Source organism: Photobacterium sp. 270122K (assembly GCF_059941365.1).
Genome location: NZ_JBPOEN010000001.1, coordinates 676546 through 693437, shown reverse-complemented (window position 1 = coordinate 693437; position 16892 = coordinate 676546). Strand labels below are relative to the sequence as shown.

Genomic DNA, 16892 nt, shown 5'->3' with positions numbered 1-16892 from the left:
GTGATGGATAAAACACACAGCGTACATATTCATACGACGCTGTGTGCTTGTGTGTCTTATTATTTCTCGCCAATACGGCGGATCAGTTTGGCCGGCGTGCCGCCGTAGAGGCAATCGGGTGGAACGTCAGCATTGACCACCGAGTTGGCCGCAATCACAGAACGTGCACCGATTGTCACTCCTTGGTTGATCACCACATTGCCACCAATCCACACATCGTCTTCTATCGTGATTGGCTGACAATAGGTTTCCCAATTGCGGCGTTCTAAGTGATTGAGTGAGTGGCTGGCGGTGTAAAATTGGGTGTTCGGGCCAATTAACACATTATCGCCGATGCTGATTTTGGCGCCGTCGAGCATGGTCACGTTCATATTGATGAACGTACCTTCACCAATAAAAATGGTTTTACCGAACTCACACAGGAACGGCGAACGGACAATGCTCGAATCCGGGATGCTGCCCATTAACTCATGCAACAGCTCGCTGCGTTGGGTGTCATCAATGGTCTGGTTTAACGTCAGCAACAAGTGTGACGCCTTGTCGCGAATCGCATTAATACCCTGATCGCCACCATCGAAGTCATTGCCAGCCATCATCTTTTCAAATTCGGTCATTACCTTTCAATCCATGCATCATAGAGGGCAAATCAGCGCCCCCAGTTAATCGACGGGGCGGAATGTAGCGCAATAGTGATATGATAAGAAGTGACTTCTTTTCACCCATGCGTTTACCTTCAGGAATATCATGATAGAGATTTCTCGCCTACTTAAATACGACATGAATTTGCTGATTTGCTTGTACGTACTGCTGCAAGAACGCAACGTAAAACGCACGGCCAGTAAGCTCTATTTATCCCAGTCTGCGGTCAGTAAACAACTGACAAAATTGCGTCAAGTCTTTGATGACCCGCTGTTTGAACGCCAGTCGAAAGGCTTATTACCTACCCCAAAAGCTTTGGCGCTGGAACCTAAGCTAGAAGCGATTTTGCTGCACATTGATCAGCTGAGTGCGCCGGAACAATTTGACCCCGCTAACAGCAACCGCCTGTTTACCTTTGATTTGGTTGAAACCGCCTATTCCATGGTATTCGAGCACGTCTTCCCTACTATGTTGGAATCTGCCCCGCATATCACGATTGAAAACCGCGACTGGAATGAAGCGAGCATTCATCGTCTACAAAAAAGGGAAGTCGATTTTGGCATCGGCATTTTTGAATGGGACAAACGCGCTACTGCCCATATCGAAAGCCTGCCGGATTCCCTCAGTTACGCTGAGTTGCTGCAAGATACCACTGCCTGCGTGATGCGAAAAGGCCATCCCGCGCTGCAAGAAGCATGGAACCTGGAAACCTATTTGAAGTACCGCCATATTCAAGTAATGACAGGCGGGATCGCCCGTTGGTTATTGCATGAAGTCTTGGACCAACAACGCCTCACGCTCGACTATGCGGTGAACATGTCAAACATTGCCAGTGCCGTGCGGTTATGTGAAAGCAGCGATCTGATTTTGAGTTACCCAAGCAAATGCCTGCAAGAGTTTGCCGACAACCCAAACATCGAACTGAAGCCGTTGCCGTTAGATTTGTCACCCGGTGGTCTGTTCCTGATATGGAACAAGCAACTGGATAACGACCCAAGCCATAAATGGCTGCGGGAGCTGATAGTGAAGCAGTCGTATGTGTGATGGGATACAGCCTTGATGCTCTGCATTAAGTCGTTTTTGACTTTAACTTAAGCAGAATGTGGTACTGCTTAATGCGTGGAAATCCATTTCTCATGAACTAATAGAGTATTGCCATGAACTAATGGGTGATTTTCTTGTTTTATATACTTGTTTTATATCAATGATTTAATGATTATCACAGTTCTATATTTTCTAGAAAGATTACGACAAAAGCTATTTAAAGACAGCAAAGCATCATGTAAAAAGTAAACATGTTCTACGAATTGTACTGTTTTCAGGAGCTTGTGATGCTAGATCGTATTTTAAGTGATTTGGAAAGGCTGGCGAAAATACAGCCTCAACTGACGATTCTTATTTTAATGCTAGCTTTATTCGGTGGCGATTTGATTGTTTTTATCAATGGTTTTAAGACGGTGTTGAAATGACTTTAATGCTCTGGTCCAAAATGCCCTCTAAATGGATTACAGAGGGGTCACTAAAAGAGTCATTTAGTGCTGGAAAGGGGGTTAGTGATGATATCGCAGCCTTGAAATTGTTCATTGTGCTGTGCCTTCTTGCCAAACAAGTTAACCGTTCAAGTGGGGGTAGGGCGGTGCATGATGTGTTGGAAGTTAGGGCGACATATGATCAGCTTACAGACATGTGTTCACTTAGTCGTTCTTTGGTGTCGAGGGGCTTAAAGAAATTACAAATAGTTGGTTTGTTATCATCTACTGGTGTTCGAACAAAAAACTATACTTTTACTCAAGGTGTTTACCGAGGGTGGTGCAAACTTCCCAAGAGAGCGCTTGTTAAAAATGAGGAAGAAATTCCAGCATTGAAAGCTTTTTTTAATAGGTATAGTCATGAACGTGATGCCCTCAAATGCTTTTTGTACATACTAGCTAGCCGAAGTAACAGCAAAACTTATGTTGATTTGAGTCGGGGAGTTATAGCAAAAAAGACTGGTATAAGTCTGGATGCTATTGATGGTGCTATAGGTTTTCTACAAAGTATCAGTTTGATTTCTAAAGTGGAGGACAAAGGTTACTTGGCTAATTCTATCCGACGTGATCCATCGGAACGACTGCATAGATATTGGGTGATAGGTAGCAGTAGTTTGAATTACAAGACATATTCAGTTGAAAGTGAAGACTCAATTTTAGTAAGGGAACCTTCGTTGTACTTTATGGAGAACAGCAGGAGATAACAGATAGCTCTGATCTCTCACTCCCCAAAACAAAAAACACCGCGCAAACTTTCGTCTGCGCGGTGTTTTGTTTGCTTTATCGCTTATCGAGGAAGTATCGCGAGCCTTACAGCATTTCTACCAAGCCAGCGCCGTCTTTGGCCTGACACACGTAGATGGATTCTTTCAGGCCGGTTGCCGCTTCGTATTGTGCTTCAACTGCGGCTTTTACTTCATCAACCATTGTTGGTGGAACCAGTGCCACGATACAGCCGCCAAAGCCGCCGCCGGTCATACGCACGCCGCCTTGTTCGCCAATCACGTTCTTCACGATCTCAACCAGTGTGTCGACTTCAAACACGGTGATTTCAAAGTCATCACGCATTGACGCGTGAGATTCAGCCATTAGCTCACCCATGCGCTTCAGATCGTTCGCACGCAGTGCGTCAGCGGCTGCCAGTGTACGGTCGTTTTCCGTGATCACGTGGCGTGCACGTTTAGCCACTTGTGGGTCCAGCGTGTCGACTTTCTCATTGAACATCTCAATGGTTACATCACGTAGGGCTTTCACGCCAAAGATGCTCGCCGCTTCTTCACACTGTGTACGACGGGTGTTGTATTCGCTGTCGACCAGGCCTCGTTTCTTGTTGGTGTTGATGATCACAATCGCCATGTCTTCCGGCATAGAAACCGCTTGGGTTTCTAGGCTGCGACAATCCAACAGTAGCGCGTGGTTTTCACGGCCTTCGGCAGAGATCATCTGATCCATGATGCCGCAGTTACAGCCGACAAATTCGTTTTCAGCTTGCTGACCGTTCAGTGCCACTTCGGCTTGGCTGATCTCTAGGTTGTACAGGGTTTTGAAGGTTTGACCAATCACCACTTCCAGTGCTGCCGAAGAGCTCAGGCCCGCACCTTGTGGGACGTTACCGCTCACAGAAATGTCAGCACCGCTGAACTGGTAGCCACGCGCCAACAGGCACTTCACCACGCCACGAATGTAGTTGGCCCACATCTTGTCTTCTTGGAAAGTGATGGCTTGGGTCAGGTCGAACTCATCCACTGCGTTGCCGTAATCTACCGACACCACGCGCACGATGTTGTCTTCACGCTTGCTCGCTGCCACAACCGTTTGGTAGTTGATGGCGCAAGGCAGTACGAAACCGTCGTTGTAGTCGGTGTGCTCACCGATCAGGTTCACGCGGCCCGGTGCCTGAATGATGTGGCTTGGGGCATAACCCAGTACTTGCTCAAAAGCGGTTTTTACGTTTTGGATAAGTGCATTCGTCATGGTTGTTTCTCGTCTTCAAATTGGGGTCTGTCGCAAGCGAGAAGGGGGAGAACCCGCTCGCGACGGAAAAAATAAGCCGGTTTAGCGATATGTTTTACGTACCGTTATGCTTCGGTCTTGTAGTGTACGTCGCTCACATCACGCAGGCGTTGTGCCGCTTGTTCGGCGGTTAAATCACGCTGAGATTCAGCCAGCATTTCGTAGCCCACCATGAACTTGCGGATCGTGGCGCTGCGTAGCAGTGGCGGGTAGAACAGGGCGTGGAGCTGCCAGTGTTCAATATCGGTGCCCGCTTCAAAGAACGGTGCGTAATGCCAACCCATTGAGTACGGGAACGCACACTGGAAAAGATTGTCGTAACGGCTGGTCAGTTTCTTAATCGCCAGTGCCAAGTCATCGCGCTGTGCGTCAGTCAGTTCGTTCATGCGGCGTACGTGCGTTTTTGGCAGTAGCATGGTTTCAAATGGCCACGCTGCCCAGTAAGGCACGACCGCAATCCAATGCTCGGTTTCTACTACAGTGCGCGAGCAGTCTTCTAACTCAGCGTTCACGTAATCCACCAACAGGTTGCGACCATGCTCCTGGTAGTACGCTTTCAGGTTGTGTTCTTTGCGCTCAATCTCGTTTGGCAGGAAGCTGTTTGCCCAGATCTGACCGTGTGGGTGCGGCTGTGAACAGCCCATGGCTTCGCCTTTGTTCTCAAACGCCTGTACCCAGATGTAGTCTTTACCCAACTCTTCGATTTGCTCGTTCCAAGTGTCGACCACACCACGGATCTGCGGCACAGACAACTCTGGCAGCGTTTTGCTGTGATCCGGAGAGAAACAAATCACACGGCTCAGGCCACGTACACCCTGCGTCTTGAACAGAGGATTGCTTGACTGCGGCGCTTCTGGTGAGTCCACCATCAGGGCGGCAAAGTCGTTGCTGAATACGTAAGTGCCCTGATAATCCGGGTTTTCGTCACCGGAAATACGTTTGTTGGTTGGGCACAGGAAGCACTGCTCATCGTAGCTTGGCAGTTGCTCGGTAGACGGTTTTTCATCCTGACCGCTCCAAGGACGCTTGGCACGGTGTGGGGAAACTAAGATCCACTGACCGGTCAGTGGGTTGTAACGGCGGTGCGGATGATCAACGGGATTAAATTCAATGTTTGCCATTATCGTGTTCTCAATGTGCGCAAAATAAAAGTCTTCTGTTGCCGGTGTCGGCGTGGCTGCTTTTGTGTTTTACGAATCAGTAGCCGCTTGGGTTGGTGGATTGCCAGCGCCATGTATCGGCGGTCATCTCCGCCACTGTGCGGGTGGCTTTCCAGCCCAAATCGCGCTCGGCTTTGTCAGTGCTGGCCCAACATTCTGCGATGTCACCCGGACGACGAGGGCACAGTTCATACGGTACTGGGGTGCCACAGGCTTGACCAAAAGCGTCGACCATTTCCAACACACTGGAGCCTTTACCTGTGCCCAGGTTGTAAATGTGCAGGCCGGCTTTTTCGCCTACTGCTTTTAGCGCCGCAATGTGGCCGTCAGCCAAATCCATCACGTGGATGTAATCGCGTACGCCAGTGCCATCCGGTGTAGGGTAATCGTTTCCATAAACCGACAGTTTTTCACGACGACCGACTGCCACTTGCGCAATAAATGGCATCAGGTTATTGGGGATCCCTTGCGGATCTTCACCCATGGTGCCTGACGGGTGTGCGCCGACTGGGTTGAAGTAACGCAGCAGGGTAATGCTCCAGTCATTTTCAGCATTGAACAGATCAGACAGGCATTCTTCCACCATGTATTTGCTGCGCCCGTATGGGTTCGTGGTTGCGCCCGTCGGGGAATCTTCCGTGATTGGCACGATCTCAGGATCGCCGTATACCGTGGCCGATGAGCTGAAAATCAGGCTTTTCACGCCCGCTTTACGCATCGAACGGGCCAATACCAAAGAGCCGTTCACGTTGTTGTCGTAGTATTCCAGCGGTTTTTCGACCGACTCACCGACCGCTTTCAGGCCCGCAAAGTGGATAACAGCTTTGATGTCATGCTCTGCAAATACTTGATCGAGAAAGGCTTCATCACGAATATCGCCGTGATAAAACACCGGCGTGCGATCCGTCAGGGCGTGGATACGCGAGAGGACTTCTGCCTTAGCGTTGCACAGGTTATCAACGATGATCGGTTCCATGCCTGCTTCCAGCATCTGTACGCAAGTGTGACTGCCGATGTAACCCATACCGCCTGTAACTAATACTTTCACTGTTCGCTCACCTTATCTGGGTAACAGAAACGAGATAACAAAGATCGTGATGGCAGAGTCGACATCGATTTCACGCTCTGCGGATCCTTAACTTGCAGGCAGTGTAACAAGGTCGATTTCCGCTGACTGTGATTGTAGTCACATTGGTGTAAACGTTTACACAAAATCATCAAAGTGAGGGGGGGAGGCGAGTTTGCGAGGGGCGAGTATCGAGGAAAAGCGAAGAAGAAAGAGAACAGAGCATGTGAAAGAAAGCGCTACTGCCCATGTGTGATACTTAAAGAAACCTTTTTTAGAAATTAATGGATCATTTTATTTAATCCGTGTGGGTTATTGATGGACATATTGATGAAATAAAAAGGTGTGAGTGAACGTATTATTTCTCATATATCTATTGTTCATTATTCTTAGTGAGTGAAAGGTCACAAAAGCATGCTTTATTTTGACGTTTTATTTTTACGCTGAATGGGATGATTAATTTTCGTCAGAAGGAAAATGTGCGCCAGTGCACATTCTGATGGATCGATTATTTAGCAGAAAAGTGCAGTTAATGAAGGTGGGTTGTTAAATATACGGCCAGAGTACGCCCTTCTGGTTTTTATTGCTTATGTCTATAAATTATTGTTTTTATTGCTGTTGCTATGTTTTATTACTCAGTCTGTCACCTTCTGAGTAAGTGATTGAATCGTTAAGATTTATGTCTGATATGCAGCAAAAATGGAGTTAATGCATTTTCATCATACAAAAAATGCAAAGGATTCATTTTACTCATGCGCTCAAACCATTAGTATTTTTAGGGTTATTTATTTAAGCGTATTTTTTATCTTGATAGATATTTTTAAACGTACGCAAGGATAACCCTATTTTCATTGTTCTATATCGCAAGGATGTATTTCACATCCTATGGCGTTGTCACGCGTAATCGACGGAATGTGTATTTGATCTTATAGCAAAGGCATGGGTGTTTATTGCCAATGATTTTTCTATGAGAATTAATCTGTAAGAAGGAAAGTTTGATGGCTCAGTTAGTCGATGAAATCGTATTTCAATCAGGGGTCACGTTAAAGAACCGCATCGTGATGGCACCCATGACGATTCAATCTGCGTTTTTTGACGGTGGTGTGACGCAAGAAATGGTCAACTACTACGCGGCGCGTTCCGGTGATGCCGGTGCCATTATCGTAGAAAGTGCGTTTGTAGAAAATTACGGTCGTGCTTTCCCTGGCGCATTAGGTATTGATACCGACAGCAAAGTGGCCGGCTTGAAGCAACTGGCTGGGGCGATCAAAGCCAACGGCTCAAAAGCTATTTTGCAAATTTACCACGCGGGCCGTATGGCGAACCCGGAATTTAACGGTGGTCATCAACCGATTTCAGCCAGCCCCGTTGCGGCATTGCGTGATAACGCTGAAACCCCACTGGAAATGACCAAAGATCAGATCGAGGCGATGATCGACCACTTCGGTCAGGCCGTGCGCCGTGCCATTGAGGCCGGTTTTGATGGCGTTGAAATTCACGGTGCCAACACTTATCTGATCCAGCAATTTTTCTCTCCACACTCTAACCGTCGTCATGATAAATGGGGCGGAAACATTGAACGCCGCACTCGTTTCCCATTGGCGATTCTTGCCAAAACCAAAGATGTTGCTCGCGAGCACGGTAAGACTGATTTTATCATCGGCTACCGTTTCTCTCCGGAAGAAATTGAACAGCCAGGTATTCGCTTTGATGAGACCATGTACCTGCTGGATAAATTGGCCGCGCACGGTCTGGATTACTTCCATTTCTCGATGGGCAGCTGGGCGCGTAACTCGATTGTCACGCCAGAAGATGCCGAGTTGTTGATCAAAAAATACCGCACACTGCAATCTGAAAATGTAGCCAAAGTCCCGGTGATCGGGGTGGGTGGCATTGCCCAACGTGCCGACGCCGAAAACGCGCTGGCACAGGGTTACGACATGGTGAGTGTCGGTAAAGGGTACTTGGTTGAACCAACGTGGGCGACCAAAGCACTGAGCGATGAAACCTGCGCAGAGTTTGCCGATATCGCTCAGCAACATGCCTTGCACATCCCAACGCCATTGTGGGAAATCATGGATTACATGATTGTCGACAGTGCGGCGGAAGCCTTGAAGCACCAGCGCATTAAAGAACTGCAAAACGTGCCAATCAAGTTCAATGCTGGCGAGTACACGGCTTATGGTCGTGGTCACAATGGGGATTTACCGGTGACGGTGACGTTCTCTGACGATCAAATTCTGGAGATCTTTGTCGATTCGTCGAAAGAGTCTGACGGCATTGCCAACCCTGCGTTTGAGCGTATTCCACAGCAGATCCTTGAAGGGCAAACCCTGAACATTGACGTGATCTCGGGCGCGACCGTGAGCAGCCAAGCGGTGATTGACGGCGTGTCGAACGCGGTCGATCTCGCGGGCGGTAACGCTGAAGCCTTGCGCTGCAAAGCCAAAGAAGCGGTGGAATGGTCATCGAAAACCATTGAGGAGACCGTAGACATTGTTGTAGTGGGCGGCGGCGGTGCCGGTTTGAGTGCGGCACTGACTGCGCTGGACAACGGCAAGTCAGTTATCCTGCTTGAAAAATTCCCTGCCATTGGCGGTAATACCGTGCGTACTGGCGGCTGGGTGAACGCGGCGGAGCCGGAATGGCAAAACGATTTCCCTGCACTGGCGGGCGAAAAAGAAACCCTGATGCAATTGGCGAAAACGCCGGTATCTGAGTTTGTGGGTGAATACCTCAATGATTTCAACGTACTAAAATCTCAGCTAGACAATTACTTCACCGATATGGCGGCAGGTAAACAGTACCTGTTTGATTCTGTCGAGCTGCACCGCATTCAAACCTACTTGGGCGGTAAGCGTACCGATCTGAATGGTGAGTCGATTTACGGTCAGTATGACTTGGTGGAAACACTGACATCCCGTGCGATGGAGTCAGTCGATTGGTTGAGCGAAAAAGGCATCGACTTTGACCGCAGCGTGGTGGAAATTCCGGTCGGTGCCCTGTGGCGTCGTGCCCACAAACCAAAACGTCCGAAAGGCGTGGAGTTTGTCGACAAACTGCAACAGCGCATTAAAGAGCAAAATGGCCGTATCATTACCGATACCCGTGCGACCGATCTGATCGTGGAAGACGGCAAAGTGGTCGGCATCAACGCGGTACAAGCGAACGGCACCAAGCTGGTGTTGCGCGTGAATCACGGTGTGGTTATGGCCTCTGGCGGCTTCGGTGCCAATACGCAGATGATCAAAAAGTACAACACGTACTGGAAAGAAATCGCGGACGACATCAAAACCACGAACTCGCCAGCCTTGGTGGGTGACGGTATTGAAATCGGTGAAAAAGCCGGTGCGGAACTGGTGGGGATGGGCTTTGTGCAGTTAATGCCAGTGGGCGATCCGAAATCGGGTGCATTGCTGACCGGCTTGATTGTGCCGCCAGAGAACTTTGTTTTCGTGAACCAGCAAGGCAAACGCTTTGTGGATGAATGCGGTAGCCGCGATGTGTTGTCTGATGCGTTCTTTGATAACGGCGGCCTGATCTACATGATTGCCGATGAGAAGATCCGTCAAACAGCGGCGAATACTTCCGATGAAACCATCGAGCGAGAAATCAAAGAAGGTATCATCATTCAGGCAGACACGCTGGAAGCACTGGCAGAGAAAATCGGCGTGCCGGCAGACGTACTGATGGACACCATCGAGCAGTACAACGGTTATGTTGACCAAGGCCACGATCCGGAATTCCGTAAGAGCGCATTTGGTTTGAAAGTGGATCAAGCACCGTTCTACGCGACACCGCGTCAGCCTTCGGTTCACCACACCATGGGCGGCTTGAAGATTGATACCCAAGCGCGCGTGATCGGCAAAGATGGCAACATCATTCAAGGTCTGTACGCTGCGGGTGAAGTGACGGGCGGTATCCACGCCGGTAACCGCCTGGGCGGTAATGCCTTGATTGATATCTTCACTTACGGCCGTATTGCCGGTAACAGTGCCGCTGAGCGTCATTAATGTCGGTGATAGCTCCTGTCATGAACAAGGGGCATGAACTAACGTTCTGAATAGGAAAAGGTGAGAGAGGGGAGCCATGCTTCCCTCTTTTTTCGTATTGAAAACCGGACAATCAACAGCATGAACATGACCAACTATCGCGCGCGGTTTGATATGATGGGCACTTTCATTGATCTGGTGGTGTATCACCCGGATGGTGAGCAGCTGATCAAACAGGCTTATCAGCAATTGGCTCAGTATACACAGCGCTTTACCGTCAATCAGCCGGACTCTGAATTGATGCGGGTGAATCAGCAAGCGGGGATCGCCCCGGTAAAGGTGCAACCGGATCTGTTTAACCTGATCTACCTTGCCCAACAGCACAGTGCCGATCAGCGCAATCCGTTCAATATCGCCATTGGCCCGTTGGTGAAAGCGTGGCGCATTGGCTTTAAAGATGCTCACGTGCCAAGTGTCGCGACGATCACGGAAAAGCTCACACTGGTTGATCCGCAAAACATCATTCTTGATGCGCAGCATCACACGGTCTATCTCGCACAAGCGGGGATGGAGATTGATTTGGGCGCGATTGCCAAAGGCTATTTTGCGGATCAAGTGAAACAGCGTCTGGTCGCAGCCGGTGTCGAAAACGGCTTCATCAGTTTAGGCGGCAACGTATTGACCATTGGCCATTCTCCGAAGAACGACAATCAGGCATGGAATGTTGGCATTCAGGATCCTTTCGGGACGCGTGGTGAAATCCTGCGCGTGGTGCCATTAACAGGCATGTCGATGGTGACTTCTGGTATTAATGAGCGGTTCTTTCACGCTAACGGACAGCGCTATCATCACCTGCTGGATGCGCAAACCGGCATGCCGATTGAAACAGACATGGCGAGTTTGACGATCATCTCTCAGCACTCCGTGGACGGGGAAATTTGGAGTACGGCAGGCTTCTTACCTTCCATCACACAAGCGATTGAGTACATCAATCAGCAACCGGGCATCGAGGCGGTGGCCGTGTCGAAACAAAAAGAAGTGCATGTTACCCACGGGCTGGTGGATCACGGCGGGGCAATTGTCTTGGTCTGATGTAGGTGTGATGTAGATGTGATGCTCGCTTATTTCACAAATAAAAAACGGCCTCACCGAAAGGCGAGGCCGTGAAATGAGCCAACTGAAAGGACTGATTTGTCTATTGCGGATAAATTACCGCGTATGGCTTATCGCCTATGACTTACTGCGCGTTGGCCGTAGCCAGCGCTTGGGTGCCTTTCTTCTTTTTGTATTGGTGAATGATACCCACAAGCATCACCAAGCCACACAGACCGTATACCTGCATGAAGGTTGGGTCGTCAGACACAAAGCCTACATTACTGAACATCACGTAAGCGCCCAGCACCATGTACAGGATCACAGCAGAGGCTTCAAAGCGGAATTCCCACGGTGTCACGTCCATGCTTTCATTCACCGGCATCACGTAGTCAGACTCGCGTGGCGCAAAGTGACCAATGATGAACATCAGCGTGGTACATACCACAAACAGAATCGCCAGTTGGTGCAGGAAGTGAATAGGGGTGTCGAAAATCAACTGCATTGACGCATAAGAGCTCACGAACACCACCAGAGCAACTTTGGCTGCAATAGCCGGTACACGCTTAGAAATGTAACCCACAAACACGATAGTGAAGATTGGCACACTGAAGAAGCCCGCAACCATCTGTAGGTATTGGAACAAGCCTTCTGGGGCGTACATGATGAATGGGGCAATACAAATCGCAATAATCGCAATCACCACACCAAATACCTGACCTTTCGCGACCAATGCTTGGTCACTCAGGCCTTCTTTGGCGAAAATTGGTTTGTAGACGTTCAGGGCAAACAGCGTGGTAGAGCTGTTCAGTACGCCGTTAAACGTAGACAGAATCGCACCAAACATAACCGCTACGAAGAAGCCCACCAACGGCTTAGGCAGTACTTCATTCACCAAACGGGTGTACATCACATCTGGGTTACCGGCATTGGCACCGAACATGTGGAAGGCAATGATGCCCGGAATGATCAGGAACAGTGGTGAAATTACTTTAATCGCGCCTGCCCAAATTACGCCTTTCTGGCCTTCTTTCAGGTTCTTCGCGCCCAGTGCACGCTGGATGATCGATTGATCTGTGCCCCAGTAGTACAGGTTCACCAGTAGCAGACCAGTAAACAGGGTCGAGAACGGTAGGGGATCGCTGTCAGTACCGACTGATTGCAGTTTCTCTGGCGCAGCGTATAGCAGGGTATCCAGACCCGCCATGAAGCTGCCGTTACCCAGTGCAAACAGGCCAAATACCGGGATCATCATCCCGCCGATGATCAAGCCTACACCGTTAATGGTATCGGCAATCACCACCGCTTTCAGGCCACCGTAAATGGCGTAGAAGAAGCCCAGCAGACCAATGGTGGCGCTGATCAGGGCGATAGCTTGGAATTCCGTGATGCCCAGAATGCCTTGAATATCAAAGATACCAGTTAGTACGACCGCGCCCGCATAAAGGGTGGTTGGCAAAATGTTGATGATGTACTGGCACAGGAACAACAGGGTCACGAACTTCTTCACGCCCAAATCGTAGCGGCTTTCCAGAAAGTCCGGCACGGTGGTGATCCCTTGTTTGAGATAGCGAGGCACCAGAAACAGGGCGATCATCACCAGCGTGACACCACTGGCTACTTCCCAGCCCATCACCGACATGTTGTGGGTGTAAGACTGTGCTGACATGCCAACAAAGCTGGTGGCACTGAGGTTGGTTAAGATCAGGGACGAAGCAATCATCGGGCCAGTCAGCGAGCGACCGCCTAAGAAGAAACCATCGTGTGAATCGTTATTCGAATTTTTGACTTTGTTGTAGGTAAACCAGATGACAAATCCGGTGAACAGCAAGAATGTAATTATTGTCATTTCCATCTTTCGTTCCTTGTAGTCGGTGGCACCGAGCGGTACCACCGGGTTATGGATCACTTACTATGGCGCTGTTTTTGTTTCTTTTTCTTGTGTCGTTTACCTCGCCGCTGGGTGTAACACGGCGAGGAAAAATGGTGCAGTTATTGCTTTTTCAGGAGCAGGATCAGGGCGCTTTCCGGGTCGAGGATCGGCAGGGTCAGGCCGATTTCGCGCAGGTTGTCGCCAGTCAGTACAATGGTTTTATCCAACCATGCCGGGCGTTGTTTCATCAGCTGGAACGATGTTTGTGGCATTTCCAGAATGCGTACGGCGTAGGTCGCATCGGGTTCCACGCAGCTGATGCGAACGGGTGCAGGCAAAGCGTGTGATGGCATGGCTAACTGACACACGGTGATCAGCATTTCATCGTGATTTTCCACCCCATAGATGAACTGGCGTTCGTCAGCGGCATCCAGACGGAAGCTGCGACCGCTGTGGATCAAGTCACGGTGCGCTTTGTGCAGGGTGATGTACTTGGCAAACGCTTGTTTTTCTTCATCCGACTCTTTCACCGGATCCAGTTCTACCCCCATGTGACCTTGTAGGGCGGTTACACCACGCATGTTGATGTGGTGCTTACGGTTGGTGGAATGGCACTCTGCCGGACCAATGTGCGCGCCCATCACTTCCGGCGGGAAGAAGTAGCTCATGCCGCGCTGAATGGTCTGACGCTCAAGGGCATCATTACAGTCAGACGCCCAGAAGCGGTGGGTACGCTTGAGAATTTCAAAGTCGATGCGACCACCACCGGAAGAGCACGACTCGATTTCCACGTCAGGGTGTTTGGCGCGCAGGGTATCCAACAGACGGTAAAGCGCCTTGGTTTGACCGTGCACGGCGGCTTTGTCTTGGTGGGCAGGCTGCACGAGTTCGCGGTTCATGTCCCACTTCAGGTAGCCGATGTCGTAGCGGCTCAGCAGATCATCCAAGCGCTCAAACAGGTAGTTGAAGCAGTCTTCATGTTGCAGGTTCAACACGTACTGCCAGCGACCAGAAGGCTGCTGATAGCCATCCACACCCAGAACCCAATCCGGATGCTGGCGGAACAGACGAGAATCTTGGCTGACCATTTCAGGTTCTACCCACAGACCAAATTCCATGCCTTGTGCGTTCACGTGGGCAATTACAGGTTCGAGGCCGTTCGGGTATTTGTTTTCATCCAAGTACCAGTCACCCAGTGCGGTACGTTCGCCATCGCGGCCGATAAACCAACCGTCATCGATAATGAAGCGTTCTACACCCATCTTGGCGGCTTCTGTCGCCATTTGCATGATGTACTCAGGGTTATGCTCAAAGTAGATCCCTTCCCAGGTATTCAAATGCACCGGACGTACTTTGTTGTTCGGGAACGTGACAATCTGCTGGCGGACAAACTGGTGGAAGCGAGTTGAAATACCGTTCAAGCCTTCTGCGCTGAAGGTGCTGTACAGCACAGGTGTGGTGTAGGTGGCGTTTGGCTCAAGCAGCATTTCGCCGGACAGCAACAATTCGCTGGCCTGAATGAAACGGCGACCGTCACTGCGCACATCAGCACGCAAGCGGTGGTTACCACTCCAACCTAAATGGAAACCCCATACCTGACCGCTTTGCTCGCTAAAGCCTTTCGCGCCGGCAAACAAGCCCGGGAAGTTTTCGTGAGAGGTACGGCCACGACGGTTTTCCTGCACGAAGCCACCGTGTTCAAAGCCCAAACGCTGGGTTTGAAACTCCTGACACCAGCGGCCGTGGAACGTCATTAACTCTTTTGCGTGGTAAGGCAGTGGAATGGTGCACGCCAGTTTGTCTAACTGGTAAGGCGTGTCGCCGATGTTTTCGATATGCAATTGCTGTTGCAGTACGTCGCTGTCGTGATCCAAGGTGAAGGTGACCGTCAGTGCCAATTGGGCGATGCGGTCGGCCAACTCAAAGGTCACGCTGTTGTCGGTGACGGTGTGCTTTTCTAGCTGGAAGACCGGCGCAAAATCTTTGCCATTACGGTGACCCTCTAACCCAGGGGCGTTGAAGTGACCCGCGCCCAATTCAGGACAAATGCTCAGTGGGACATCCACATCCAAACGCGCCTGACTGATAGGACGTTCGGTTGCCAGCAGTAAGTCTTCGTCGATATGGGTGATCTTATTGCCCCAGTGGATGATCTCTGGGATCCGACCCAACTTGAACACAACGCTCAGGTTTTTGCTGTGTAGGTGCAGTAATGAAGTAGCCATGATGATCCTAAATTGTTTTCGATAACATTTGATCATTACGGTATCGGAAATATTCGTGTATCAAATAGCGAAATCTGTACTAAATGTGATCTAATACAGCGTTTTGATGGGTTTTTGTGCGTGTGATCACCAAATGTTTTCAAAAACATTTATGTCAACCGAAAACAATTCCCATGTCGTGTTACACTGCGCGACAAGAATGTTATGAGTGCATGGTGGAGTGTGCATGACCGTTACGTTTAAAGACGTTGCTGATTTGGCGGGGGTATCGACACAAACCGTGTCGCGTGTGACCAATGGGTCGGACAATGTGTCTGAAAAGACAAAAATCAGAGTGATGGCAGCCATTGAGCAGTTGGGGTATGTACCCAACAAGGCGGCGCAGTCGTTGAAAGCCAATCAAAACCTGATTGGGGTGGTGTCGTTGAATATGTCATTCCACGGCGCGGGGATGATCAACAACGGTATCCGTTTACGCGCCCATGAATTGGGCTATGCCACGGCCATTGCAGCGGTTGATAATGTGTGCGAGCAGGAAATTGAATCTGCCGTCAGGGAATTGATTGGTCAGAAAGTGTCGTCAGTTGTATTGAACATACCGGTATCTGCCGCGTTTGCCGAGCTACTGACACAAAAATACAGCCAGTATGATTTGTTGTTTATTGACGTGCCTAAACAAGCCAACGTACACCGTGTGTGCAGTGCGAACCGTGCAGGAGCAACGTTAGGGGCGGAGCATTTATTGGCACAAGGCCGCCAGCGTTTTCTGCTGATCACCGGCCCGGCTGAGTCCTATGCCTCCAGTGCACGTTGCGAAACCTGGCAAGCGGTACTGACGGCGGCGAATGCGACCATTGTGGGCATTCAGCAAGGGAATTGGTTGGCGGCAGGCGGCTATCAAGCCATGTGTGCAGCATTGGCGCAAACCCGCTTTTTTGATGCGGTGCTGGTGGCGAACGATCAGATGGCGTTGGGCGTTTTACGCGCGTTACACGAACACGGCATTGATGTGCCCAATACGGTGGCCGTGGTCGGGTTTGATGGCACTGAAGACAGTGAATTTTTCTTGCCGCCATTGACGACGGTGAAACAAAACTTCACTGAACATGGCCGTATCGCGGTCGATCAGGTATTGCACTTGGTCGATGATGGTCAGCCGTTGGATGTGGAATTGGATGTGGCGTTGATCACCCGCGTGAGTTCGATGAACAGCGCTGCACCTTCTGTGAATGTCGCTAATAGCGATAACGTGGTCCAAGCCAAGCAATTGCTCGAACAAGCCATGCGGTTGTTGTAGCACAAG

General features: G+C 49.9%; 12 protein-coding genes. 6 read left to right on the top strand and 6 right to left on the bottom strand.

Going from position 1 to position 16892, the window contains the following annotated elements; genetic code table 11:
* Positions 1 to 59: 59 nt before the first annotated feature.
* Positions 60 to 614 (bottom strand): sugar O-acetyltransferase, encoded by a 555-nt coding sequence (locus ACSF8W_RS03035; RefSeq protein ID WP_500844906.1) that lies wholly within the window; start codon positions 612 to 614, stop codon positions 60 to 62.
* 130 nt (positions 615 to 744) lie between these two features.
* Here ACSF8W_RS03035 and ACSF8W_RS03030 point away from each other — a divergent pair, with 130 nt between their 5' ends.
* The 3 genes from ACSF8W_RS03030 (at position 745) to ACSF8W_RS03020 (ending at position 2872) form a co-directional block, all read left to right on the top strand.
* Complete coding sequence (locus ACSF8W_RS03030) at positions 745 to 1683, top strand: LysR substrate-binding domain-containing protein (protein WP_500844904.1); 939 nt, start codon at positions 745 to 747, stop codon at positions 1681 to 1683.
* A 287-nt stretch (positions 1684 to 1970) separates the two neighbouring features.
* Positions 1971 to 2108, top strand: a complete 138-nt coding sequence (locus tag ACSF8W_RS03025) for a hypothetical protein (RefSeq protein WP_500844902.1) — start codon at positions 1971 to 1973, stop codon at positions 2106 to 2108.
* Complete coding sequence (locus tag ACSF8W_RS03020; RefSeq protein WP_500844900.1) at positions 2105 to 2872, top strand: hypothetical protein; 768 nt, start codon at positions 2105 to 2107, stop codon at positions 2870 to 2872. Before ACSF8W_RS03025 ends, ACSF8W_RS03020 begins: the two co-directional genes overlap by 4 nt.
* Before the next feature lie 106 nt (positions 2873 to 2978).
* On the opposite strand, the gene galK is transcribed toward ACSF8W_RS03020, so the two are convergent.
* From galK to galE, 3 genes are all read right to left on the bottom strand, one after another.
* Positions 2979 to 4142 carry a galactokinase gene (gene galK / locus ACSF8W_RS03015; RefSeq protein WP_500844898.1) on the bottom strand — a complete coding sequence of 388 codons (1164 nt, stop codon included), beginning with the start codon at positions 4140 to 4142 and terminating at the stop codon, positions 2979 to 2981.
* A 104-nt stretch (positions 4143 to 4246) separates the two neighbouring features.
* Positions 4247 to 5302: a UDP-glucose--hexose-1-phosphate uridylyltransferase gene (locus tag ACSF8W_RS03010; RefSeq protein ID WP_500844897.1), complete on the bottom strand. Its 1056-nt coding sequence runs from the start codon at positions 5300 to 5302 to the stop codon at positions 4247 to 4249.
* A 76-nt stretch (positions 5303 to 5378) separates the two neighbouring features.
* A complete protein-coding gene (galE, locus tag ACSF8W_RS03005) occupies positions 5379 to 6389 on the bottom strand; it encodes a UDP-glucose 4-epimerase GalE (RefSeq protein ID WP_500844895.1) in 1011 nt (336 codons plus the stop codon).
* Between the two features lie 1016 nt (positions 6390 to 7405).
* Between galE and ACSF8W_RS03000 the strand changes: the two genes are divergently transcribed.
* Together ACSF8W_RS03000 and ACSF8W_RS02995 are read left to right on the top strand one after the other, a co-directional pair.
* On the top strand, positions 7406 to 10420 hold the full coding sequence (locus tag ACSF8W_RS03000) for a flavocytochrome c (protein ID WP_500844893.1): 3015 nt from the start codon (positions 7406 to 7408) through the stop codon (positions 10418 to 10420).
* Between the two features lie 126 nt (positions 10421 to 10546).
* Positions 10547 to 11491, top strand: a complete 945-nt coding sequence (locus ACSF8W_RS02995; protein ID WP_500844891.1) for an FAD:protein FMN transferase — start codon at positions 10547 to 10549, stop codon at positions 11489 to 11491.
* Between the two features lie 145 nt (positions 11492 to 11636).
* Here the strand turns inward: ACSF8W_RS02995 and ACSF8W_RS02990 are convergent, their stop codons facing one another.
* Complete coding sequence (locus ACSF8W_RS02990) at positions 11637 to 13346, bottom strand: solute:sodium symporter family transporter (protein ID WP_500844889.1); 1710 nt, start codon at positions 13344 to 13346, stop codon at positions 11637 to 11639.
* A gap of 137 nt (positions 13347 to 13483) precedes the next feature.
* Positions 13484 to 15589, bottom strand: a complete 2106-nt coding sequence (locus ACSF8W_RS02985) for an alpha-galactosidase (RefSeq protein WP_500844887.1) — start codon at positions 15587 to 15589, stop codon at positions 13484 to 13486.
* Positions 15590 to 15815: 226 nt separating this feature from the next.
* Between ACSF8W_RS02985 and ACSF8W_RS02980 the strand changes: the two genes are divergently transcribed.
* Entirely contained in the window at positions 15816 to 16886 is a 1071-nt protein-coding gene (locus ACSF8W_RS02980; protein ID WP_500844885.1) for a LacI family DNA-binding transcriptional regulator, read from the top strand.
* Positions 16887 to 16892: the final 6 nt, after the last annotated feature.

What these genes read in the sequence shown, in the direction of transcription:
- ACSF8W_RS03030 (WP_500844904.1), top strand. Translation starts at nt 745, where the DNA reads ATGATAGAGATTTCTCGCCTACTTAAATACGACATGAATTTGCTGATT.
- ACSF8W_RS03020 (WP_500844900.1), top strand. Translation starts at nt 2,105, where the DNA reads ATGACTTTAATGCTCTGGTCCAAAATGCCCTCTAAATGGATTACAGAG.
- ACSF8W_RS02980 (WP_500844885.1), top strand. Translation starts at nt 15,816, where the DNA reads ATGACCGTTACGTTTAAAGACGTTGCTGATTTGGCGGGGGTATCGACA.
- ACSF8W_RS02995 (WP_500844891.1), top strand. Translation starts at nt 10,547, where the DNA reads ATGACCAACTATCGCGCGCGGTTTGATATGATGGGCACTTTCATTGAT.
- ACSF8W_RS03010 (WP_500844897.1), bottom strand. Translation starts at nt 5,302, where the DNA reads ATGGCAAACATTGAATTTAATCCCGTTGATCATCCGCACCGCCGTTAC.
- ACSF8W_RS02990 (WP_500844889.1), bottom strand. Translation starts at nt 13,346, where the DNA reads ATGGAAATGACAATAATTACATTCTTGCTGTTCACCGGATTTGTCATC.
- ACSF8W_RS02985 (WP_500844887.1), bottom strand. Translation starts at nt 15,589, where the DNA reads ATGGCTACTTCATTACTGCACCTACACAGCAAAAACCTGAGCGTTGTG.
- ACSF8W_RS03000 (WP_500844893.1), top strand. Translation starts at nt 7,406, where the DNA reads ATGGCTCAGTTAGTCGATGAAATCGTATTTCAATCAGGGGTCACGTTA.
- galK (WP_500844898.1), bottom strand. Translation starts at nt 4,142, where the DNA reads ATGACGAATGCACTTATCCAAAACGTAAAAACCGCTTTTGAGCAAGTA.
- ACSF8W_RS03025 (WP_500844902.1), top strand. Translation starts at nt 1,971, where the DNA reads ATGCTAGATCGTATTTTAAGTGATTTGGAAAGGCTGGCGAAAATACAG.
- ACSF8W_RS03035 (WP_500844906.1), bottom strand. Translation starts at nt 614, where the DNA reads ATGACCGAATTTGAAAAGATGATGGCTGGCAATGACTTCGATGGTGGC.